Origin of the sequence: Brevibacterium sp. R8603A2 (genome assembly GCF_023072605.1) — a bacterium.
Lineage (GTDB): Bacteria > Actinomycetota > Actinomycetes > Actinomycetales > Brevibacteriaceae > Brevibacterium > Brevibacterium pityocampae.
Genome location: NZ_JALLGN010000014.1, coordinates 30,718 through 51,868, shown reverse-complemented (window position 1 = coordinate 51,868; position 21,151 = coordinate 30,718). Strand labels below are relative to the sequence as shown.

General features: G+C 71.4%; 19 protein-coding genes. 11 read left to right on the top strand and 8 right to left on the bottom strand.

Features of this window, described 5'->3' with window-relative positions; translation table 11 throughout:
- Positions 1 to 10 precede the first annotated feature (10 nt).
- The 6 genes from MTQ12_RS13055 (at position 11) to MTQ12_RS13030 (ending at position 4,424) form a co-directional block, all read left to right on the top strand.
- Positions 11 to 571 carry an SRPBCC family protein gene (locus MTQ12_RS13055; RefSeq protein WP_247618952.1) on the top strand — a complete coding sequence of 187 codons (561 nt, stop codon included), beginning with the start codon at positions 11 to 13 and terminating at the stop codon, positions 569 to 571.
- Positions 572 to 594: 23 nt separating this feature from the next.
- The gene (locus tag MTQ12_RS13050; RefSeq protein ID WP_247618951.1) at positions 595 to 1,476 is read left to right on the top strand and encodes a DUF5926 family protein; all 882 of its coding nucleotides are present in this window, start codon (positions 595 to 597) and stop codon (positions 1,474 to 1,476) included.
- On the top strand, positions 1,476 to 2,291 hold the full coding sequence (locus MTQ12_RS13045) for a glycosyltransferase (RefSeq protein WP_247618950.1): 816 nt from the start codon (positions 1,476 to 1,478) through the stop codon (positions 2,289 to 2,291). Before MTQ12_RS13050 ends, MTQ12_RS13045 begins: the two co-directional genes overlap by 1 nt.
- Complete coding sequence (gene pheA / locus MTQ12_RS13040; protein WP_247618949.1) at positions 2,288 to 3,250, top strand: prephenate dehydratase; 963 nt, start codon at positions 2,288 to 2,290, stop codon at positions 3,248 to 3,250. Before MTQ12_RS13045 ends, pheA begins: the two co-directional genes overlap by 4 nt.
- A 213-nt stretch (positions 3,251 to 3,463) precedes the next feature.
- Positions 3,464 to 3,730 carry a DUF6458 family protein gene (locus MTQ12_RS13035; RefSeq protein WP_247618948.1) on the top strand — a complete coding sequence of 89 codons (267 nt, stop codon included), beginning with the start codon at positions 3,464 to 3,466 and terminating at the stop codon, positions 3,728 to 3,730.
- Positions 3,731 to 3,893: 163 nt separating this feature from the next.
- Complete coding sequence (locus tag MTQ12_RS13030; RefSeq protein WP_247618947.1) at positions 3,894 to 4,424, top strand: GNAT family N-acetyltransferase; 531 nt, start codon at positions 3,894 to 3,896, stop codon at positions 4,422 to 4,424.
- A 30-nt stretch (positions 4,425 to 4,454) separates the two neighbouring features.
- Here the strand turns inward: MTQ12_RS13030 and MTQ12_RS13025 are convergent, their stop codons facing one another.
- The 4 genes from MTQ12_RS13025 to MTQ12_RS13010 all read right to left on the bottom strand — a co-directional run bounded on the left by MTQ12_RS13025 (position 4,455) and on the right by MTQ12_RS13010 (position 9,388).
- Positions 4,455 to 5,387, bottom strand: a complete 933-nt coding sequence (locus MTQ12_RS13025) for an NAD(P)-dependent oxidoreductase (protein WP_247618946.1) — start codon at positions 5,385 to 5,387, stop codon at positions 4,455 to 4,457.
- A gap of 283 nt (positions 5,388 to 5,670) precedes the next feature.
- Positions 5,671 to 6,837: a cystathionine gamma-synthase gene (locus tag MTQ12_RS13020; RefSeq protein ID WP_247618945.1), complete on the bottom strand. Its 1,167-nt coding sequence runs from the start codon at positions 6,835 to 6,837 to the stop codon at positions 5,671 to 5,673.
- Complete coding sequence (locus tag MTQ12_RS13015; RefSeq protein WP_247618944.1) at positions 6,834 to 8,351, bottom strand: pyridoxal-phosphate dependent enzyme; 1,518 nt, start codon at positions 8,349 to 8,351, stop codon at positions 6,834 to 6,836. Before MTQ12_RS13015 ends, MTQ12_RS13020 begins: the two co-directional genes overlap by 4 nt.
- A 257-nt stretch (positions 8,352 to 8,608) precedes the next feature.
- Entirely contained in the window at positions 8,609 to 9,388 is a 780-nt protein-coding gene (locus tag MTQ12_RS13010; protein ID WP_247618943.1) for an enoyl-CoA hydratase, read from the bottom strand.
- Between the two features lie 204 nt (positions 9,389 to 9,592).
- On the opposite strand from MTQ12_RS13010, the gene MTQ12_RS13005 reads away from it, so the two are divergent.
- Positions 9,593 to 10,627: a hypothetical protein gene (locus tag MTQ12_RS13005; RefSeq protein WP_247618942.1), complete on the top strand. Its 1,035-nt coding sequence runs from the start codon at positions 9,593 to 9,595 to the stop codon at positions 10,625 to 10,627.
- A gap of 50 nt (positions 10,628 to 10,677) precedes the next feature.
- Here MTQ12_RS13005 and MTQ12_RS13000 read toward each other — a convergent pair whose 3' ends face one another.
- Complete coding sequence (locus MTQ12_RS13000; protein WP_247618941.1) at positions 10,678 to 11,748, bottom strand: putative sulfate exporter family transporter; 1,071 nt, start codon at positions 11,746 to 11,748, stop codon at positions 10,678 to 10,680.
- A gap of 71 nt (positions 11,749 to 11,819) precedes the next feature.
- Here MTQ12_RS13000 and MTQ12_RS12995 point away from each other — a divergent pair, with 71 nt between their 5' ends.
- Together MTQ12_RS12995 and clpB are read left to right on the top strand one after the other, a co-directional pair.
- Entirely contained in the window at positions 11,820 to 12,722 is a 903-nt protein-coding gene (locus MTQ12_RS12995; RefSeq protein WP_247618940.1) for a LysR family transcriptional regulator, read from the top strand.
- A gap of 151 nt (positions 12,723 to 12,873) precedes the next feature.
- Entirely contained in the window at positions 12,874 to 15,483 is a 2,610-nt protein-coding gene (gene clpB / locus MTQ12_RS12990) for an ATP-dependent chaperone ClpB (protein WP_247618939.1), read from the top strand.
- A 203-nt stretch (positions 15,484 to 15,686) separates the two neighbouring features.
- Here clpB and MTQ12_RS12985 read toward each other — a convergent pair whose 3' ends face one another.
- The 3 genes from MTQ12_RS12985 to MTQ12_RS12975 form a co-directional block, all read right to left on the bottom strand.
- Positions 15,687 to 16,742, bottom strand: coding sequence for a septum formation family protein (locus MTQ12_RS12985; protein ID WP_247618938.1), 1,056 nt, complete (start codon positions 16,740 to 16,742; stop codon positions 15,687 to 15,689).
- 155 nt (positions 16,743 to 16,897) lie between these two features.
- Complete coding sequence (locus tag MTQ12_RS12980; RefSeq protein ID WP_247618937.1) at positions 16,898 to 18,037, bottom strand: Fic family protein; 1,140 nt, start codon at positions 18,035 to 18,037, stop codon at positions 16,898 to 16,900.
- A 114-nt stretch (positions 18,038 to 18,151) separates the two neighbouring features.
- Positions 18,152 to 18,943 carry an exodeoxyribonuclease III gene (locus MTQ12_RS12975; protein ID WP_247618936.1) on the bottom strand — a complete coding sequence of 264 codons (792 nt, stop codon included), beginning with the start codon at positions 18,941 to 18,943 and terminating at the stop codon, positions 18,152 to 18,154.
- 178 nt (positions 18,944 to 19,121) lie between these two features.
- Between MTQ12_RS12975 and MTQ12_RS12970 the strand changes: the two genes are divergently transcribed.
- The gene (locus MTQ12_RS12970) at positions 19,122 to 19,991 is read left to right on the top strand and encodes an SDR family NAD(P)-dependent oxidoreductase (protein ID WP_247618935.1); all 870 of its coding nucleotides are present in this window, start codon (positions 19,122 to 19,124) and stop codon (positions 19,989 to 19,991) included.
- Between the two features lie 439 nt (positions 19,992 to 20,430).
- Positions 20,431 to 21,003 carry an orotate phosphoribosyltransferase gene (gene pyrE, locus MTQ12_RS12965; RefSeq protein ID WP_137318731.1) on the top strand — a complete coding sequence of 191 codons (573 nt, stop codon included), beginning with the start codon at positions 20,431 to 20,433 and terminating at the stop codon, positions 21,001 to 21,003.
- Positions 21,004 to 21,151: the final 148 nt, after the last annotated feature.

Below are 21,151 nucleotides of genomic sequence, written 5' to 3'. Positions count from 1 at the left end.
AAGGCCCATCATGATCACCGACACCACCCGGACCCGCGTCGCCGAGGCGATCGACGGGCTCCCGCTGCGCACCGAGCTGATCACGGCCGGGGACCGCACCGGTCCGGCGTTCGCGCTCGCCCAGACCCTCGAGCTCACCGCCACCCCGGCCGAGGTGTGGGCCCACCTCACCGACCCCGGGCTCCTCGCGCAGTGGTCGCCGATCGTGCCGGACCGGCCGCTCGACTCCGTCGGTGCGGCAGAATCCCGCGAGAACCCCGGTGACGACCCCGTCGACGCGACGGTCATCACCGCAGACGCACCCCACCATCTCAGCCACCGCTGGGGTGGCGGCCTCGTCACCTGGACGATCGTCGAGCGCCCGGACGGGTGCACCCTCGGCCTCGGGCAGGACTTCGCCACCGACGCCGAGGCGGCTATGACCGCCGCCGGCTGGCACGTGTGCTTCGCCGTGCTGAGCCTCCGGCTGCGCGGCGTCGACGTCGAGCGGGTCGTCGGGGCGGACGCGATGGAGGTCGGCTGGGAGGGCCTCTCCGCGCAGTACTCCGCCGGGTCGCCTCGGTCGGACTGACTCGCCCCAGTAGACTGCACCTCATGGGTAAGAAGTCCAAGAAGTCCAAGGAAGAACTCATCGCCAAGCGGCTGGCCAAGGCGCAGGCCGGGGCGTTCGTGCAGCGGCCCTTCGAGGGCCTGCCGTTCGAGGCCGACCTCGTGTGCCTGCGCGAGCTCGTGCCCGCCGCGACCGCGACCGCGAAGCTCACCGAGGAGTACGGCGGTGACGAGATCATCTTCGCCTCCCTCCTCCCCGCCGCCTGGCAGGCGCTCCACCGTGCCGACGGCGTCGTCATGGCAGGCCTCCAGGTCCCGTTCTCCTCACCGGACCCCTCGCGCGACATCGCCGCGGCGATCCTCTCCGTCAAGGACGCCGAACCCGGCACCTACCAGCAGGCGGACTCCGACCCCGGCGAGGGTCCGCGCCTGCAGGACATCCTCGACACCTCCGTCCCGTTCTCCGTGAGCGTGCTCGAGACCTTCGACTACTGGCTGCCGGAGGACACCGCGCAGCAGGACGAGGACATCGCCGCCGCCCTCGAGCAGGCGAACGAGAACATCAGCCCCACGGAGAAGCTCGTCTCCGCCGAGGCCGCCTACTGGACCGAGATGGGCGGGCGGATCTACGTCCGCTGGGCCCGCACCGACGGCGAGGAGACCGTGATGAACGGCCTCGCCCGCCTCCACGCGCGCGGCGACAACACGTTCGGCGGGATCGGCAAGTACCTCGGCTGCTTCCGCGCTCACGGCATCGTGATCCCCGTGTGGGAGCTGCCCGACGGCACCCAGCCCGACGAGGTCGAGGGACCGCTCGGCACCTTCGACGCCCAGCTCACCGAGGCGATGAACGAGTCCGGGAACCTCGACTACGAGGAGCGGCGCGCCAAGGCCGGCGTCGTCTCCCGCCAGCTCACGATCCGCTGATGACGCCTGCGCACCCGGAAACCGCCGGACCCGCGCCCGAGGCGGCTCCCGTCGGAGCGCTGCCCGAGGCGCCCGTCGCGGTGGCCGCGATCATCCCCGCCAAGGACGAGGCGGAGCGCATCGCCGCGACCGTCGCCTCGGCGCAGGAGATCCCCGGGGTCGACCTCGTCATCGTCGTCGACGACGGATCGCGCGACGACACCGGGGCGCTCGCCACGGCGGCCGGCGCCCGGGTCGTCACCCACCGGAAGAACCGGGGCAAGGCGGCGGCGATGATGACCGGCGCGTTCGCCGTCCGCAACCGGGAGATCTCCGGGCTCGGACCCGGCGAGAGGCCGCGACACCGCGCGCTCCTCTTCATCGACGGCGACCTCGAGGACTCCGCGGTCAACACCGCCCCGCTCACCGCACCGGTGCTCGCGGGACGGGCCGACATGACGATCGCGATCCTGCCCCCGCAGAAGCGCACCGGCGGCGGGTTCGGGCTCGTCGTCGGGCTCGCCCGCAGGGGCATCAGCGAGCTCGCCGGGTTCACCGCCACCCAGCCGCTGTCCGGGATGCGCTGCCTCACCCGCGAGGCCTTCGACGCTGCCCTGCCGTTCGCGGCCGGCTGGGGCGTGGAGACCGGGATGACGATCGACGTCATCAACGCCGGGCTGCGCGTCGAGGAGGTCGAATGCGACCTCCACCACCGGGTCACCGGCAAGGACCTCAAGGCGCAGCTCCACCGCGCCGCCCAGTACCGCGACGTCGCCCGGGCGCTGCTGACCCGGCGGCTGCGGAGGCGGCGGGCCGGGAACGGAAACCCGTCATGACGGCGTTCGGGTACCTCGGCCCGGAGGCGACCTTCACCGAGGCCGCCCTCATCCGGCTGCTCGACGAGCGCGGCATCACCGACGCCGAGCGGGTGCCCATGCACAACGCCGAGGCGGCGCTGGCCGGGCTGGTCCGCGGCGAGCTCGACGGGGCTGTCGTGCCGATCGAGAACTCGCTCGAGGGTGGGGTGCCGGCTACGCTCGACGCGCTCACCCGCAACGGGAAGCTGCAGATCGTTGCGGAGACCCTCGTGCAGGTGACCTTCGTCCTCGCGGTGCGCCCGGGCACGCAGCTGTCCGACATCCGCAGCTTCGCGACCCACCCGCACGGGGAGGCGCAGACGCGCACGTGGATCTCCGAACACCTCGGGAACGCGCACTTCCTGCCCGCCTCCTCCACCGCGGCCGCCGCGCGCGACCTCGCCGCCGGGGACGTTGAGTACCAGGCCGCGATCTGCCCGGCCCTCGCCGCCGAGCGCTACGGGCTGGAGGTCCTCGCCGCCGGGATCGGCGACCGCGCGGACGCGATCACGCGGTTCGTGCTCGTGCGCACCCCGGCCGACCTCCCCGCTCCTACGGGGGCGGACAAGACGACGATCGTCGCGGTGCTGTCGAGCGATCGGGCCGGTGCGCTCCTCGAGCTGCTCGAGCAGTTCGCCGCACGCGGGGTCAACATGTCGCGCATCGAGTCGCGTCCCACCGGGGACGGGCTCGGCCTCTACCAGTTCTCGATCGACCTCCAGGGGCACATCGCGGAGGCGCGGATGGCCGAGGCGCTCATGGGCGTGCACCGGGTGGCCCGGCGGATGCAGTTCCTCGGCTCGTACCCCGCGGCGGCCGGGGACACGGTGATCGTCGACCCGCGCACCACGGACACCTCCTTCGCCGAGGCGCGCGCCTGGCTCGACACGGTTCTCTCCACCTCCCGCCCCGAACACTCGATTTCCGAAGGTTCCTGAGAGCGAAACCGCCGTTCTCTGCGATCTCAGAGGCAGCCTCATTCCCGCAGGTGGCCGGTGTGTCTGTTGTCAGCAGGGCCGGTGTCGTCGATACTTGAAAGGCGTACCAGCTAATCAAGGCGCATTGTCCCCGCCGGGGGCGGCCCTCTCCGCGGGCACGGAGTCCGCGGATCCGGGTCCGAGTCGCCGCACCACCAATGTCAGGAGACAGTCATGGGATTCGGAGTCGGAGTCTTCCTCATCCTCGTCGGAGCGATCCTCGCATTCGCCGTGCAGGACGCCTGGAGCGTCATGGATCTCACCATGGTCGGCTACATCTGCATCGGCGTGGGCGTCCTCGCGCTCATCCTCGGTTTCGTCACGCTCGCCTCGCGGCGTCGTCGCAGCGATGTGACCTACCGTGAGGCCCCCGCCCCCGGACCGCAGGCCGGTCCCGGCAGCAATGTCGAGCGCACCGAGCACTACCGCGACGGGCTCTGAGCCCCACGGACCCAGCCGCACCCGCCGGCCCGGCCGACCGCACCCCGGTGGCCGGGCCGGCGGCGTCCGGGGGTCCGGTAGAGCGCGTGAGGACGCGCGCCCGCTGCGCCCCTCGTCCCTGTTCCACTGTTCTCCCCGCCCCCGCACAGAAGGACCGCCGCCCATGGCACAGGCCCGCATCCGCCCCGCCGCGCCCGCCGACGTCGAGGAGATCCAGCAGCTCGTCGTCGAGCTCGCGATCTACGAGAAGGAGCCCGCCGAGGCGGTCAAACTCACCGCCGAGACGCTGCACGAGCAGCTGTTCGGGGAGCGGCCGGCGATCTTCGCCCACGTCGCCGAGGCGCCGGCCGGCTCCGCTCACCGGATCGACGGCTTCGCCCTGTGGTTCCTCAACTACTCCACCTGGGAGGGCGTCCACGGGATCTACCTCGAGGACCTGTTCGTCCGCCCGGACGCCCGCGGCCGAGGCGCCGGCAAGGCGCTGCTCCAGCAGCTCGCCCGCACCGCAGTGGAGCGCGGATACGCGCGTGTGGAATGGTCGGTGCTCAAGTGGAACGCACCTTCGATCGCGTTCTACCGCAGTGTCGGGGCGTTCCCGCAGGACGAGTGGGACACCTTCCGGCTCACCGGGGATGCCCTGCAGGAGTTCGGCGGAGCCGGGCCGGAAGCGGCTCCCGGCCGGTCGGACGGCTGAACGACCCCGCCCGGCTCACGCCCGCCCGGGTCACGCCCGCCGCGGGGCGAGGTGCTGCACGCCGGTGAACCCGAGCTGCTGCTCGAGGCGGGTGAGATCATAGGTCCGCTCGTGGACGACCTGCCGGATCGTGTACCGGGTGATGGGCGGGCGGCCGCCCTTCTTCCGCGCGCGCCGTTCCGCGTACCAGGTCTTCGCCAGCGCGAGGTCGGCTGCCACCTCGTCGAGCTCGACCTGCTCCTCGCCGGTCCGGGCGAGGTAGGTGAGCAGCGCGTCCTTGAGCACGTAGGGTTTCGGGTCGCCGACGTTGATCGGGCCGGAGACGCCGGGCCAGTCGATGCCGGCGAGCACGGCCCCGGTGAGGGTGTCGATGTGGGTGAGGGTCATCTGCTTGCGGCCGCCGCCGGGGATCCGCAGCGTGCCGTTCTCGATCGTGGCGCGCAGTCGCGGGAACAGCGTGGTGTCACCGGGTCCGTAGACCACTGCGGGGCGGAGCACGAGGGCCTGCGGGCGCACCCGCTGGACCACCGCCTCGGCGAGGGCCTTCGACAGCGCCGGACCGGGCTCCGGGTAGCGGTCCTCCGCGACGGGGCCGGCCTCCTCGTAGAGGCGATGGTGCTCCCGCTGCGGGTCGTAGACGTCGGTCGAGGACAGGTGGATGATGCGCTGGTCCGGGAACGCGTCGAGCACGTGCCGGGTGCCGGTGACGTTGACCGCGTGGAGGTCGTCCGCGTCCGACCAGTCGTCGACGAGCCCGGCGCAGTGCACGACCGTCTCGAGGTACGGCAGGGCGCGCAGCGCCGAGGCGTCGGCGGGTTCCCGGATGTCCCAGGCGTGGTGGGCGAGACCGGGGATCTGCGGGTCGGTGCGGCCCAGGCTGACGACGCGCCGACCGTCCTCCAGCAGACGCTGGACGACGGCGCGCCCGATGAAACCCGAAGCTCCGGTGACGACGATCGACATGCACGTCCTTTCCTCCCCTCCAGGCTAGTGCGCCCGAAGGGCAGGAGAGGGCATTGGCCGGTGTGTCCTGCGGTGCGGTCACCCCGGGTCGGAGGTCGCGCGGGACCGTGTCTCGCGCCCCATGTATTTCCGTGTGTCCGCATCACCGTGCCGTGGCACTGTGGCACTGGGCCGGGGCACCGCGTCATCGTGCTGGGTCGCTGTGGAACTGCGCCGTGACATTGCACAGATGCGCGGAACGGCTCCCAGAAACCTTCGAAAATTGCCGGTTGGGAGGGGAGGGTCAGAGGCGGTCGAGCGCCTGGGTGAGGTCGGCGAGGAGGTCCTCGACGTCCTCGATGCCCACCGACAGCCGCACGAGGTTCGCCGGCACCTCGAGGTCGGTGCCCTGGACCGAGGCGTGGGTCATGTCGTAGGGGTACTCGATGAGCGACTCGATCCCGCCCAGGGACTCCGCGAGCGTGAACACCTTGGTGCTGTCGACGAGGGTCCGGGCGGCCTCGCGCCCGCTGGCCACCTGGATCGACATCATGCCGCCGAACATCCCCTCACGCATCTGGCGAGCCGCGACCGCGTGGCCGGGGTGGGATTCGAGCCCGGGGTAGAGGACCGTCTCGACCTTCGGGTGGTCGGTGAGCGCCGCGGCGAGCGCGGCGGCGTTCTGGCTGTGCTGCTTGACCCGCACGGCGAGGGTCTTGATGCCGCGCATCGTCAGCCAGGCGTCGAACGGGCTGGAGACCGCGCCGGCGGCGTTCTGCATGTAGCCGATCGCCTCGGCGTGGGTGTCGTCGGCGAGGACGAGCGCACCGCCGACCACGTCGGAGTGGCCGCCGAGGTACTTCGTCACCGAGTGCACGACGATGTCCGCGCCCTGGCTGATCGGGTTCTGGAGGTACGGGGTGGCGAAGGTGTTGTCGACGACGAGGATCGCCCCGGCCTCGCGGGCCAGACGGGCGGTCTCGCGGATGTCGACGACGTTGAGCAGCGGATTGGTGGGCGTCTCCACCCACACGACCTTGGGCCGGTGGGCGGCGATCGCATCGGCCGCGGTGCTCGTGTCCGTGAGGTCGACGGCGAAGTGCTTGACGCCCCACTGCCCGAACACCGCGTTGATGAGGCGGAAGGTGCCGCCGTAGGCGTCGTTGCCGAGCAGGATCGTGTCACCGGGAGCGGTGAGCGCGCGCAGCAGGGCGTCCTCCGCGGCCAGCCCGCTGGCGAAGGAGAACGCGTGCGCCCCGCCCTCGATCGCGGCGAGCTGCGCCTGCAGGGCGTCGCGGGTGGGATTCGCGCTGCGCGAGTACTCGTACCGGCTGCGGAATCCGCCCACCCCGTCCTGCTTGTAGGTCGAGCTCATGTGGAGCGGCGGGATCACCGCGCCGGTCTGCGCATCCGGCTCCTGCCCGGCGTGGATGGCCTTGGTGGAGAAGGAGGGGGTGATGTTCTCGGTCACGAGTGGTCCTTTCGGGAGGCGGCCCAGCGGGCGAGGGCGGTGCGGTCGATGAGGGCGACGGGCCGGCCGGCGTCGTAGACGAGGGCCGCCGGGGCGGTGAGCAGACGGGCGCGCAGGACCTCGGCGGTCTGGCCGATGCCGACCTTCGGGAGGTCGACCAGCGCGTCGCTCAGCGTGCCGACCGCGGTGTCGCCGTCGACCCGGTCGGGGCCGAGCGAGGGGCCGGAGGAGCGCCCGGCGACCGCCTCGCTGTCGAGGAGCAGGGACGTCAGTGCGCTGCGCTCGAATGCCCCGAACACGTTGAATTCGGTGGCCGCGCCGGCGTCCGCGACGAGGAGCACGTCCCCGCTGAGCGCGGTCACGGCCTCCGCGAGCCGGGTGTCGGGACCGACGCAGGGATAGTCGCCCGGGGTGATCCCGAGCCCGGTCACGACATCCGCGACCGAGGCGCCCTGCTGCCCGTGTCCGGCACCCGGCTGCCCGGATCCTGCGGGCTCCGAGTCCTCGACCTCGGCGCCGGGAGCGGCGACGACGTCTCCGCCCCGGCGGGCGGCAGTGGTGAAGCCGTGCTCGGCCATCCACTCGTCGTTGAAGATCTTGTCGATGTAGCCGCGCCCGGAGTCGGGCAGCACGACGACGACGACCGCGTCCTCGTCGAGTTCGCGGGCGGTCTCGAGAGCGGCGACGACCGCCATGCCGGACGAGCCGCCGACGAGCAGACCCTCCTCGACGGCGAGTCGGCGCGTCATCTCGAAGGCAGCGGCGTCGTCGACGGTGACGAAGCCGTCGGGGACGGAGGGGTCGTAGGTGTCGGGGATCATGTCCTCGCCGACGCCCTCGACGTAGTAGCTGTGGAGGTCGGCGGAGTGGTCGGCGTAGATCGATCCGGCGGGGTCGGCGGCGACGACCTTCACCCGCCCCTCGGAGGCCTCGTGGAGGTAGCGGCCGGTGCCGGTGATCGTGCCGCCGGTGCCCGGCCCCATGACGACGTGGGTGACGCGGCCGTCGGTGTCGTTCCAGATCTCCGGCCCGGTGGTCCGGTAGTGCGCCTCGGGCCCGGCCTGGTTGGAGAACTGGTCGGGCTTGAACGCGCCCTCCCGCTCGGCGGTGATGCGGTCGGACACCCCGTAGTAGGACTTGGGGGAGTCGGGGGCGACGTTGGTCTTGGTGACGACGACCTCGGCGCCGTAGGCCGAGAGCACGTCGCGCTTGCCCTTGCCCACCTTGTCCGGGGTGACGAACACGGCGTCGTAGCCGCGGATCGCCGCAACCATCGCCAGGCCCACCCCGGTGTTGCCCGAGGTCGGCTCCACGATGGTGCCACCGGGGGCGAGCTTGCCGGAGCGCTCGGCGTCGGCGACGAGGCTGACGGCGATCCGGTCCTTGATCGAGCCACCGGGGTTCATGTACTCGAGCTTCGCCAGGACGGTCGCTCGGACCCCGGAGGCCACGGAGTTGAGCTTGACGAGGGGGGTGCTGCCGACGAGGTCGAGCACGGTGTCTGCGTACTTCACTGGGATCCTGACGCTGCTGATGGGGTGCGGGTGCGGTCGCGGCGGCGGTCCGCCGGCGGTTCCGGACGCGGTTCCCGACCGGCCCGGGCGGCGGGCGCGGGCAGGGCCTGCGACCGTTTCGATCCTAAGCCAGGCCGTCGAGCGAAGTCACACGTGCGAACTCACCCCTCACCGGCGCCGGTGCGGTGCACACGCGGCGCCGGTGCGGTGCGCGTGCGGGGCCCGGGCAGCCGCTCGGACCCGACGGGTCGGGCGGCTCACTGCCGGTGCTGCCACTGCGGTTCGCGCTTGGTGAGGAAGGCGTCGATCCCCTCCCGGGCATCGGGCATGACCGCGTTGTCGGCCATGACCGTGCTCATCCGCGCATAGGCCTCCGCGGTGGGGAGGTGGATCTGCTCGTAGAACGCCCGCTTGCCGATCGCCACGGTGGCCGAGGACGCCTGGGCGACCTGGGCGGCGAGCGCGGCGGCGGCCGATTCGAGCTCCGCGGCGTCCGCGACGTCGGAGACGAGGCCGCGGGCGAGCGCCTGCTCGGCGCTGAGCATGTCGCCGGTGAGGAGCATGCGCATGGCCGTCTTGCGGTCGACGGCGCGGCTGAGCGCGACCATCGGGGTCGAGCAGAACAGCCCGATCCGCACGCCCGGGGTGCCGAACCGCGCTTCCTGCGAGGCGACGGCGAGGTCGCAGGTGGCGACGAGCTGGCACCCGGCGGCGGTCGCGACACCCTGCACCCGGGCGATCACCGGCTGCGGGATCTCCTGGATGAGGAGCATGAGCTCGGAGCAGGTGCCGAAGATCTCCTGCTGCCCGGCGTGGTCCGCCGCACTCACCTCCTTGAGGTCGTGGCCGGAGGAGAACACGTGGCCGGCGGCGGCGAGCACGATCGCGTGGACGTCCGTGCGCTCGCCGAGCTCGCGGAAAGTGGAGATGAGGGCGCGCATGAGCTCGAGGGAGAGCGCATTGCGGGTGGCCGGGTGGTTGAGGGTGACGGTGGCTACGGTGTCCTCGACGGTGAGGAGTACGGTGTCTTCGCTCATGCCCCCAGTGTGCCCGATGCCACGGACACGGTCTCCGCGCGCCCGGGATGCGAACGCCCCTCCGACTGTCACCGAGCTGAACGGCGATGTCCCGGACCTGCCACATCCCGGGCCGGTCCGAACCCCGGCCGGCGGCTACGATGGCTGGTATTCGTCCAGGTCACGCACGCGGGCAGCGGACACCCCCCACCTCGGAGACCCTCGATGAGCACACCGCCCCCACCGCCCGGCGGGCCGCCCCACTGGAACGGCACCCCGCCGTACGACGGCGCCCGACCGTACGACGACGGCGCGCGGTCCGCGGGTGGTCCGCACCCCGGCGCCCCGATCCTCCCCGGCGCCCCGATCCACCCCGGTCCGCCGGTCGGGCCGGACACGATGCCGCGGCGCGGGAAGCCGGTCGGCCTCATCATCGGCCTGGCCCTGGGAGCCGGCGTACTCATCCTCGCGCTCGTTGCCGGGGTGATCTGGTTCGGCTTCGGTGCCACCATCGGGGACGAGCCCGCGGCGGGCTCGACCGCGGAGTCGTCCTCCGCCTCGGACCCGGCCGCGGCCTCCGCCCCGCCCACGGAGGCGCCCGTGCCGCCGCCGGATCCAGGCGAGGAGGAGGCGCCCGAGCGCCCCGACTACGGTCCCTCGCTCATCGACGTCGCCGCCGCCGACGAGCAGGATGCGCGCGACTGGGCGGACGCCAACTACGGCACCTTCGAGCCGCAGACCGTCTCCGGCTCCGGCCCCGACCACTTCGATGTCCCCGCCGACGTCACCGGCCCGGCCGTCGTGACCTACGAGATCATGAGCGAGGGCACCTTCCAGATGGTCGAGGCCGACGAGTCCGGTCGCCAGGGCTGGCTGCTCGGCGCCGACGGGACGGGCACCTCGGACACCTACATCGGCGGGGTGTCGGTCGACTGGTCGACGATCACCGTCACCGGCGACGCCGACTGGGAGATCCGGTTCGAGCCGATCGGCGACATGATGCTCGTGCCCGAATCCGGCTTCGGCTCCGGCCACTTCCTCCACGCCGGACCCGGAGGCGTGTTCGAGCTCGCGGTGAACTCCGACGAGCCCTACTTCGACGCCTGCATCGTCGAGGAGATCACCGGCGACCTCGGTGAAGGCACGGAGCTCGGCCGCACGCAGGACGCCGAGGTGCCCTCGCAGCTCGACGAGATGCGCTCGGGTCCGAGCATCATCGGTATCACGTGCCAGGAGAACTGGGAGTTCATCGCCGTCTGAGCGGTGCGCCCGGCCGGCCGCGGTGGCCGGACCGGCCGGCCGCGGTGGCATCACGCGGCGAGCAGCACCCCGGTGAGCCCGGTGGCCGCGACGGCGAGGGTGGAGAGCGCGGCGAGTGCGAACGGGCGCGCCCCCACCCGCTTCACGATGGACAGCCGGACCCCGGTGCCGAGTGCGAACATCGCCGCCGCGAGCAGCGCCGTCTGCGCGATCGCCGCCGCATCGACGACGAGCAGCGGGACGATCCCGGTGGAGCGCAGCGCGACCATCGCGAGGAAGCCGAGGACGAACAGGGGCACGAGGGGCGGCAGCGACGGCGTGTCATCCGTGCCGGCGTCCGAGGTGCGCGTCGCCTCCGAGGTGCGCGCGGCGAGGATCACCCGGCGCTGCCGGACGGCGATGATCATCATCACCGGTGCGAGCAGGAGTACCCGGGCGAGCTTGACGAGCACAGCGGCGCTGAGCGCCGCCGCTCCCAGGCTGCCGCCGATCGCCACGACCTGCGCGACCTCGTGGACGGAGGCTCCGGCCCACAGCCCCGTCTGCGCCTCGGTGAGCCCGAGCGCGGCGGCGGCGAGCGGGAGTGCGGGGATCATCAGGGTGCCGAACACCACGACGAGCGCGACTGCGGTGACGACCTCCTCCTCGTCCTCAGTGCGGATCACCCCGTCGACCGCGGCGACGGCCGCGGCCCCGCAGATCGAGAACCCGGAGGCGATGAGCAGCGTCTGCGTCGACGACAGCCGGAGCAGCCGCCCGGCGAGCAGTGTCGCTGCGAACCCGACGGCCACCACCGCGACGACGGTGAGGACGACCCCGGTGCCCAGGCCCAGGATGTCGCCGAGGACGAGCTGCAGGCCGAGCAGCACGATGCCCGCGCGGAGCACGCGCTTGGCGGCGAAGTTCAGGCCGGGCTCGACGCGCGGAGGCAGGGTCGCGAGGTTGCGGACGAGCATGCCGAGGACGATCGCGACGAGCAGGGCGCTCACGGTGGGAAGGAGCGCACCGATGCCGACGGCCGCCGCGGCGCCGAGGGCGGCGAGCCCCGCACCCGGTGCGAGTTCCCGCAGTCGCGCGATGCGAGCGCTGCTGCGCGGGAGCGTCGTCGGGTCGGAGGGCATGCGTTCCAGCCTGCGCCCCGCGCCGGAGCGCCGGTAGACCCCGATCCCGCATTCGGACATATCATAGTGATATGAATGCCCGCTGGCCCGACCTCGCCGTCCTCGAGCTCCTCACCGCCGTGAGCGAACGCGGGGGACTGGGCGCCGGGGCTCGCGCCGTCGGGATGGCCCAGCCGAACGCGAGCCGCGCGATGCGGGCGCTCGAGAAGCAGCTCGGCGTCGACCTGCTCGTCCGCCGCCCGTCCGGTTCGCGGGTGAGCGAGGAGGGTGCGGTCGTCGTCGACTGGGCCCGGCGCGTGCTCGACGCCGCCCGTGAGTTCACCTCCGTCGCCGAGGCGCTCGCCGCACAGCACACCGCTCACCTAGACGTGGCTGCGAGCATGACCGTCGCGGAGCACCTCGTGCCCGGATGGCTCGCCGAGCTCCGGCGCGAGATCCCCGATGCCGAGGTGCGCCTGCGGGTGCACAACTCCTCGCACGTGTTCGACCTCGTCGCCGCCGGCGACTGCGACCTCGGGTTCGTCGAGACCCCGTACCTGCACCCGACGCTGCGCACGCGCACCGTGGCGCGCGACCGGCTGGTCGTCGTCGTGGCGCCCGGGCACCCCTGGGCGGCCCGGCGACACGGGCTGGCGCCGGAGGAGCTCGCCGCGACGCCGCTCGTCGTGCGCGAGCCCGGCTCCGGCACCCGGGTCACCCTCGACGAGGCGCTCGCCCCCTACCGGCCGGTGCCGCCGGCGCTCGAATCCGGGAGCAACGCGGCAGTGCTCGCCAGCGTGTCCGCCGGAGCGGATCCGGCGGTGCTCAGCGAGCTCGTCATCGCCGGGCCCCTGCGGCGCGGCGACCTCATCGCGATCCCCGTGACCGGTCTCGACCTCACCCGGGAGATCCGCGCGGTGTGGCGCAGTCCGCAGCCGCCCCCGGCCGCCGCCGCGCTCATCGCGGTGGCCGCCCCGGCGGCCACGCCTCGCTGAACCCTTGACCTGCACGTGCGCGCCGATGAATCCTGGACGGAGAGGCGGATCCGCGCAGCGAGATCGGACGTGAGAGAAGCCACCTTGAGCGGAATAGACTCAACTCTGGTGCTGTTGACCTTTCAGAAGCCAGAATTCGAAAGGAACATCCATGGAATCCCAGTTCACCACCAAGTCCCAGGAGGCCCTGTCGACGGCGGTCAAGGACGCCGTCGAACGGGGCAACTCCCAGGTCGAACCTGCCCACATCCTGTTGGCCCTGCTGTCCCAGCCGGACAGCATCGCCTCCGCCCTCCTCGAGCACCTCGGCGCCGATGCCCTGGCCGTGCAGAGCGAGGCGAAGACGCTGCTCGCCACGCTGCCGAGCATCTCCGGCACCAACCAGGCGCAGCCGAGCCTGTCCCGCGCCGGCCTCCAGCTCGTCAACAACGCGGAGAAGGAGATGTCCGCGCTCGGCGACCAGTACGTCTCCACCGAGCACCTCCTCATCGCCGCCGCCGCGGACACCGGGGAGGCCGGCAGGCTGCTCGCCCGCAACGGCGTCTCCCGCGACGGACTGCTCGCCGCCCTGCCCGAGGTGCGCGGCGGGCGCAAGGTCACGAGCGAGAACCCGGAGGACACCTTCCAGGCGCTCGAGAAGTACGGCGTCGACCTCACCGCGGCTGCCCGCGAGGGCAAGCTCGACCCGGTGATCGGCCGCGACTCGGAGATCCGCCGGGTGGTCCAGGTGCTGTCGCGCCGGACCAAGAACAACCCGGTGCTCATCGGCGAGCCCGGCGTCGGCAAGACCGCCGTCGTCGAGGGCCTCGCCCAGCGCATCGTCGCCGGCGACGTTCCCGAATCGCTCCGCAACAAGACGCTCATCAGCCTCGACATGGCGGGCATGGTCGCCGGTGCGAAGTACCGCGGCGAGTTCGAGGAGCGCCTCAAGGCCGTGCTCGAGGAGATCAAGGGCTCCGACGGCCAGGTCGTGACGTTCATCGACGAGATCCACACCGTCGTCGGCGCCGGTGCTACCGGCGATTCCGCGATGGATGCGGGCAACATGCTCAAGCCGATGCTCGCCCGCGGTGAGCTGCGGCTCGTCGGCGCGACCACGCTCGACGAGTACCGCGAGAACATCGAGAAGGACCCCGCGCTCGAGCGGCGGTTCCAGCAGGTGTTCGTCGGCGAGCCGAGCGTCGAGGACTCGATCGCGATCCTCCGCGGCCTCAAGGAGCGCTACGAGGCGCACCACAAGGTGACGATCGCGGATTCCGCGCTCGTCGCCGCCGCTGCGCTGTCCAACCGGTACATCGCCGGCCGGCAGCTGCCGGACAAGGCGATCGACCTCGTCGACGAGGCGGCCTCCCGCCTGCGTATGGAGATCGACTCCGCGCCGATCGAGATCGATGAGCTCACCCGCGCCGTCGACCGGCTCAAGATGGAGGAGATGGCGCTCTCGCACGAGAGCGACGCGGCCTCCGTCGAACGGCTCGCGGTGCTCCGCGAGGACCTCGCGAACAAGCAGGAGGAGCTCGCCGGGCTCAATGCCACCTGGGAGACCCAGCGTGCCGGGCTCAACCGGGTGGGCGAGCTCAAGCAGAAGCTCGACGACCTCCGCTCGCAGGCGGAGATCGCCCGCCGCGACACCGACCTGGAGACCGCCTCGCGCCTGCTCTACGGCGAGATCCCGGCTGTCGAGAAGGAGATCGCCGCCGCCGAGGCGGAGGAGAAGGAGTCCGGGACCGGCACCGCCCGCCCGATGGTCGGCGACCAGGTCACCGCCGACGACATCGCCGAGGTGGTCGCCGCCTGGACCGGCATCCCCGCCGGCCGGCTCCTCGAGGGCGAGCGCGACAAGCTGCTCCGCGCCGAGGAGATCATCGGACAGCGACTCATCGGCCAGCAGGCGGCCGTCGCCTCGGTGTCGGATGCGATCCGGCGCTCCCGGGCCGGCGTGTCCGACCCGGACCGACCGACCGGCAGCTTCCTGTTCCTCGGTCCCACCGGTGTGGGCAAGACCGAGCTCGCGAAGTCGCTCGCGGACTTCCTGTTCGACGACGAGCGCGCGCTCGTGCGCATCGACATGAGCGAGTACGGGGAGAAGCACTCGGTGTCGCGCCTCGTCGGCGCGCCTCCCGGATACGTCGGCTACGAGACCGGCGGCCAGCTCACCGAGGCGATCCGGCGCCGGCCCTATTCGGTGGTGCTGCTCGACGAGGTGGAGAAGGCGCACCCGGACGTGTTCGACATCCTGCTCCAGGTGCTCGATGACGGCCGGCTGACCGATGGGCAGGGGCGGACGGTGGACTTCCGGAACACCATCCTCATCCTCACCTCGAACCTCGGCTCGCAGTTCCTCATCGATCAGTCGCTCGACCAGCAGGCCCGCGAGGCCGCGGTGATGAACGTGGTGCACCAGGCGTTCAAGCCCGAGTTCCTCAACCGGCTCGACGACATCGTGATGTTCGAGCCGCTGTCCATGGAGGATCTCAGCCGGATCGTCGATCTGCAGATCGCGGCGATGCAGGAGCGCCTCGCGGAGCGCCGGCTCACGCTCGAGATCACCCCGGCCGCCTCCGAATGGCTGGCGATCGAGGGCTACGATCCCGCCTACGGCGCCCGGCCGCTGCGCCGCCTCGTGCAGCGCGAGATCGGGGACCGGCTGGCCAAGGAGATCCTCGGCGGCGTCATCCACGACGGCGACACCGTGCGGGTGGACCGTCCGGAGGACACCGCGGCCGATGCCTCCGGTGGGCTGGTCATCGCCCCGGTGTGACCGGTCGCCCCGGTGCCCCGCGCGGCGGCGTCCCCGTCGGGACGCCCGCGTCGCGCCGCCGGAGTGCACGGATCGGACGACCGTGAGATCAAGCGTCCCCGCTGTGACATCACAGCGGGGACGCTTCATGCGTGCGAGAACTCCTGCTCCGGGGCGCAGCGCGTGCAGGTGCGTGCGCCTCGGGCAGGTGCACGCGACGTGCCTCAGGAGCTGGGAAGCAGGTTCTCGGTGAAGTCGCCCTTGTCCGCCCGGTGGACGAGGCAGTGGATGTGGCGGTCGTTCTGGCCCCAGGTCTCCGCGGTCGGGATGACGTAGCTCGCGGCGAAGTCGGAGCTGAGCTTCGCCGGATCGAGTGCTCCGGCAGTGCCGGATTCGCAGAAAGCCTGCGCGTCCGCCGTCAGCGTGCTCGTGCCCGGGTACGTGTCGCCATCGATCTCCTGCTGGGCGTACACCTGCGCGAAGTGCGGCTGATCGCATTCGACGGTCTGCAGGGCGGTGGTGACCTCCGGATCGGCGATGCAGTCGCCCACGGCCAGGTCGGGTTCGCCCGCGGCATCCTGGGTCGGCTCCTGCGTGGGTTCCCCGGTGGGATCCTGCGTGGGCTCGGCGACGGCCGACTCGGAGGGCTCGGGCTCGCCTTTGTTGAGGATTGTGCTGCCGGCCCACAGACCGCCGCCGACGATGAGCGCGAGCACGAGGAACGCGCCGACGCCCAGGCCGATGAAGAGCCCGGTGCGCTTCTTCTTGGGCGGGGGGCCGCCGGGCCCGCCCGGATATCCCGGTGCGCCCGGGTGGCCCGGTCCGCTCGGCGAACCGGGGTAGCCCGAGGCCGGGGACGCTCCCGGGTAGCCGGATGCCGGAGATGCCCCCGGGTAGCCGCCGGGGCCTCCTGGACCTCCGGTGCTCCCGGGTCCGCCGCTCTGCGGGGCGCCCGGATAGCCGGGCTGCGCGTTGCCGGGGTGTGCAGTGCCGGGGTGCTGGGGCCCGGGTGCGCCGGGACGGCCGGGACCACTTGCACCCGGATGTCCCGGTGCTCCGGAGGGGCCGGGTCCACCGGGACCGCCCGGGCGCTGCGGGCCGCCGGGGTATCCGTCGGCGCCCGGACCGGGCTGCTGCTGACCGCCCGGCTGTCCGGCCAACGGGCCGCCCGGTTGACCGCTGCCCGTGCCGGGAGGAGCCCCATGTCCCTGGCCCGTCTGCGGCCGGGGGGTGACCTGCGGGGGATTCGGACGCCGATAGGGATCGTTGGGATAGCTCATGGCGTCCACACTAGGTCACGGTTCCCGCCGCCTACCAGCGCCCGAGCGGGAGTATGGCGGAACTGCAACACGGGATGCCCCCCTGCGCCTCAGTCGCTGTAGTCGACGGTTGACGGAGAGCGCGACTCACCAGTGCGCCGATTCCGTTCCTGCGATCATTCGTCTCCACTGATGGCGTCCCAGATCTCAGGGGCTACCCATCGTTCCTTTCCGCCACGGCCCCATCTGCCTTCGGATCTCAGCCACCCTTCGGCCTCGGCTGCTCTGATGGCCGTCGACGCGGTCGGTTGGCTGACGTTGAGCTCCCGCCTCACGCTCTCCACGGTGACCAGGGGATTGCGGAAGATGATTTCGACGAGATGCGTCAATGCAGTCCTTTCGTTCCTGCGCGTGACAGCTTCTCGATACCGCTCCCGTGTGGAGATCAAGTGCTGCAGTCTGCGGGATGACGCGTCGGAGCGCACTTCGATGGCCCGGGCGAAGAACTGCACCCATTCGTCGATCTCACCGCGTTCTCTCACCGCCTGGAGCCGGTCGTAGTACTCGCGTCGGTGGGCTTCGAAGTATCCGGACACGTTGAGAGTGGGATGAGGCAGGATCCCGTCGCTGATGAAGCCGAAGAGTATGAGCAATCGGCCGATGCGGCCATTTCCATCGAGATACGGGTGAATGGTCTCGAACTGGTAGTGGAGAAGCGCGCTCTTGAGGACGGGCGACATGGCGTGGTCGCCATTGGCGAATCGTTCCCAGTCGGTCAGGGCTTCGGGCAGATACTCATTGTGGGGCGGAATGAAAGCGGCTGTTCGGGGAGTGGCGTCTGCTGCCCCGATCCAGACCGTCGATCGGCGAGCCTCCCCGGGACTCTTCTCTTCCCCGCGAACGCCTGTCATCAGCACTTCATGCAGTCGATTGATGAAGCGTTGCGTCAGTGGCAGATCGGGCAGGAGCTCGACACCGAGCCTCATCGCAGCCAGATAGTTCTGGACTTCCTGGAGGTCCGGATCCACTGCAGACGAATCGGATACCGCTTCAGCAGAGAGAACATCACTGAGCGAAGCCTGGGTTCCCTCGATTCGAGAGCTCGACACGGCTTCCTGTGCCATCGACGGGGCCAGGAAGAGCGAAGGGTCCGGAACGATCAGACTCGCTCCCCCGAGCTTCCCCAGGGCCAGGCTCGCGCGGGAGAGTGCATCATTGGTCTCCTGTCGCAGAGATATCGAACGCGGAATCGGCGCCGGTCTGAAGAACGGGTGGTCCCACACGAGCAGGGGGTCGGTGATGACGGTGCCGAACACGGAACTTACAAATCTGGCAGGGTCCACTGGATGATCCTATAAGAAACGCGGCCTGAATTTTTAAGTTTGTCGGATGAGGGGTCAGATCAGGGCGATCCGGAGGCCGCCTGCGCCTCAGCCGCTGTAGTCGACGACCACCGGTGCATGGTCGGAGGCACCCTTGCCCTTGCGCTCCTCGCGGTCGACGAACGCATCCTCGGCCCGCTCGGCCAGAGCCGGCGAGGCGAGCTGGAAGTCGATGCGCATCCCCTGCTTCTTGGGGAACCGCAGCTTCTGGTAGTCCCAGAACGTGTAGACGCCCGGTCCCGGGGTGAAGGGTCGGGTGACGTCCGTGAGGCCGGCGTCGAGGAGCGCGGCGAATGCCGCGCGCTCCGGCTCCGAGACGTGCGTGGCACCGTCGAACTCGGCCATGTCCCAGACGTCGTCGTCCTCCGGTGCGACGTTGAAGTCCCCGCACAGCACCAGCCGGGTGCCGGCGTCCACGGTAAGCGTCCGGGAGACCTCCGCGCGGAGCGCCTCGAGCCAGGCGAGCTTGTAGGTGTAGTGCGGGTGGTCGAGTTCGCGGCCGTTCGGCACGTAGAGCGAGTGGACCCGCACCCCGCCGCAGTCGGCGCTGATCGCGCGGGCCTCGACATCGTCCTGGTCGCCGAAGCCCGGGACGTCGGGGAAGCCGATCTCGACATCCGCGAGCCCCACCCGGCTGGCGATGGCGACGCCGTTCCACTGGTTGAGCCCGTGGAAGGCGACCTCGTAGCCGCGCTCGGAGAAGACCTGGGCGGGGAACTGGTCGTCGCGGCACTTGAGCTCCTGGATCGCCAGCACGTCCGCGTCCGAGCGGTCGAGCCATGCTCCGATCCGCTCCGCCCGGGCCCGGATCGAGTTCACATTCCACGTCGCGATTCGCATGCCCCCACTGTATTCGACGCCTCGGACACGGGGCCGGGGCCTGAGCGCATGGACACCGGAACGGGCCGGACCCGGAGCGCACTGCCTGGGGATCAGGGTCGAGGCCCGGGCGTTCCGGCCCGGAGCGAGGCCGGAGTTTCGCGGGCGCCGCGTCAGCGGCCCGCCGTAGGGTGATCCCATGGACCGTTCGCCCCACTCCCGCACCCCCTGCGCCGTCTCCCGTCCCAGGCGCGCCGCGCCCGCCCCGGGAACCCCCGTGCCCGTCGCCCTCGTCACCGGGGCCACGAGCGGGATCGGGCTGGAGTTCGCGCGGGCGCTCGCGGCCGACGGCTATCACCTGGTGCTCGTCGCCCGCACTCTCGCCCGGCTGGAGGAGACCGCCGAGGTGCTCGAGGACGAGTACGGCGTCCCGGTGCGAGTGCTCACCGCAGACCTCGCCGCCGAATCGGGGATCCGTACCGTCACCGGCTTCCTCGACCGCGAACGGGTCGACGTCGTGGTCAACAATGCCGGCTACGGGCTCAAGCACTCGGTGCTCCGCACGGGCCCCGCAGACCTCGTCGCGCTCGACCGGGTGCTCAACTCCGCCGTCCAGCAGATCTCCTGGCACGCCGCTCACCGGATGATCGAACGGGGTCGCGGCGGGATCGTCAACGTCGTGTCGATGGCCGCTCTCACCACCATGGGTGCCTACGCCGCAGCGAAGTCCGCCGCCCTCGTATTCACCGAGAACCTCGCCGCGGAGCTCGCCGACACCCCGGTCACGGCGACCGCGGTGCTGCCCGGGTTCGTGCGCACGGAGTTCCACGACCGGATGCGCGTGGACATGTCGACGATGCCGGCCATCGCCTGGGTCGCAGCGCACCAGGTCGCCCGGGAGGGGCTGGCGGATGCGCGCGCCGGGAAGGCGGTGTCCGTGCCGGGCCTGCAGTACAAGCTCGCCTACCTCCTCGCGCAGGCCGTGCCTCGGCCGCTGCTGCGAGGCCTGAGCAATGGATTCCGATTCCGCCGTCTGCGCCGCCCGGCCCGGCCCGGACCGCACTCCTGACCGGGCCGCACCCGCTGCGGGGGCCGTCCGAGTCCGATCGGGCGGCGCGGCGTGCCCGGGCGCAGTGACGAGGTGTGGACATCTGACAGTACTCGCGAGTAGCGGCGGCTCTACTCCACAGTAGGTCTGACCTGCGCCGACGCCCGGAGCGCCCGGGTGATGCCTGTGACCCGCACGAATTCGCGCTTGTCTATGCTTTTTGTGAGAAGACTGAGAGTAATCGAGCAAAGTGAACGCCCGGTTTACAGCCGTCGGAATCCTGTGGTCAAATGGAATCATTCGTCCGGTGGGGATCGGACGAATGAAACGGACGTATGGGGATGCGTCCGGGTACTCGAGGGGAGTGCTGCAGAAGTCCCGGGATGTCGCGGTCTCCGCGCCCCGGGACTTCTGTATTCACCGCTCCGGCACCGGCGCCCCGTCGCCGTAGACTGGGGCCATGTCTGAGACCTCTGCCGCGGATGCGCGCACCCAGCTCCTCGCCCTCATCGACGAACTCGCCGTGGTCCGCGGCCGCGTCACGCTGTCCTCCGGCAAGGAGGCCGACTACTACCTCGATCTGCGCAGGGTCACACTCGACCACCGGTCCGCCCCGCTCATCGGCGACGTCGTGCTCGACCTGCTCGAGCGCGAGGGCTACCTCGACCGCGTCGACGCGGTCGGCGGCCTGACCATGGGAGCGGACCCGGTCGGCACCGCGGTCATGCACCGCTCCGTGGTGCGCGGCACCCCGCTCGACACCTTCGTCGTCCGCAAGGAGGCCAAGGCCCACGGCATGGGCCGGCGCGTCGAGGGCCCCGATGTCGCCGGGCGCCGAGTCATCGCCGTCGAGGACACCTCGACCACGGGCGGCTCCGTGCTCACCGCCGTCGAGGCGCTGCGCGAAGCCGGGGCCGAGGTCGTCGCGGTCGCCGTCGTGATGGATCGCAACACCGGAGCGAAGCAGCGGGTCGAGGCGGCCGGCCTGCCCTACCTCACCGCCCTCACCACCGCGGACCTCGGCCTCGACTAGATCCGCTCCACGCCCCGGCCGGCCCCCGATTCCAGCCCCCAGGCCCCGGCGAAGCTGCGGGGCGCCCCAGGGCCTCCTCGGCACCCCGGCACACCCCGCGCGGCGACTGGGAATTGTCCGGATAACGAGCGCCGGGCCGCCCCTCGGT

What these genes read in the sequence shown, in the direction of transcription:
- MTQ12_RS13055 (WP_247618952.1), top strand. Translation starts at nt 11, where the DNA reads ATGATCACCGACACCACCCGGACCCGCGTCGCCGAGGCGATCGACGGG.
- MTQ12_RS13050 (WP_247618951.1), top strand. Translation starts at nt 595, where the DNA reads ATGGGTAAGAAGTCCAAGAAGTCCAAGGAAGAACTCATCGCCAAGCGG.
- MTQ12_RS13045 (WP_247618950.1), top strand. Translation starts at nt 1,476, where the DNA reads ATGACGCCTGCGCACCCGGAAACCGCCGGACCCGCGCCCGAGGCGGCT.
- pheA (WP_247618949.1), top strand. Translation starts at nt 2,288, where the DNA reads ATGACGGCGTTCGGGTACCTCGGCCCGGAGGCGACCTTCACCGAGGCC.
- MTQ12_RS13035 (WP_247618948.1), top strand. Translation starts at nt 3,464, where the DNA reads ATGGGATTCGGAGTCGGAGTCTTCCTCATCCTCGTCGGAGCGATCCTC.
- MTQ12_RS13030 (WP_247618947.1), top strand. Translation starts at nt 3,894, where the DNA reads ATGGCACAGGCCCGCATCCGCCCCGCCGCGCCCGCCGACGTCGAGGAG.
- MTQ12_RS13025 (WP_247618946.1), bottom strand. Translation starts at nt 5,387, where the DNA reads ATGTCGATCGTCGTCACCGGAGCTTCGGGTTTCATCGGGCGCGCCGTC.
- MTQ12_RS13010 (WP_247618943.1), bottom strand. Translation starts at nt 9,388, where the DNA reads ATGAGCGAAGACACCGTACTCCTCACCGTCGAGGACACCGTAGCCACC.
- MTQ12_RS13005 (WP_247618942.1), top strand. Translation starts at nt 9,593, where the DNA reads ATGAGCACACCGCCCCCACCGCCCGGCGGGCCGCCCCACTGGAACGGC.
- MTQ12_RS13000 (WP_247618941.1), bottom strand. Translation starts at nt 11,748, where the DNA reads ATGCCCTCCGACCCGACGACGCTCCCGCGCAGCAGCGCTCGCATCGCG.
- MTQ12_RS12995 (WP_247618940.1), top strand. Translation starts at nt 11,820, where the DNA reads ATGAATGCCCGCTGGCCCGACCTCGCCGTCCTCGAGCTCCTCACCGCC.
- clpB (WP_247618939.1), top strand. Translation starts at nt 12,874, where the DNA reads ATGGAATCCCAGTTCACCACCAAGTCCCAGGAGGCCCTGTCGACGGCG.
- MTQ12_RS12985 (WP_247618938.1), bottom strand. Translation starts at nt 16,742, where the DNA reads ATGAGCTATCCCAACGATCCCTATCGGCGTCCGAATCCCCCGCAGGTC.
- MTQ12_RS12975 (WP_247618936.1), bottom strand. Translation starts at nt 18,943, where the DNA reads ATGCGAATCGCGACGTGGAATGTGAACTCGATCCGGGCCCGGGCGGAG.
- MTQ12_RS12970 (WP_247618935.1), top strand. Translation starts at nt 19,122, where the DNA reads ATGGACCGTTCGCCCCACTCCCGCACCCCCTGCGCCGTCTCCCGTCCC.
- pyrE (WP_137318731.1), top strand. Translation starts at nt 20,431, where the DNA reads ATGTCTGAGACCTCTGCCGCGGATGCGCGCACCCAGCTCCTCGCCCTC.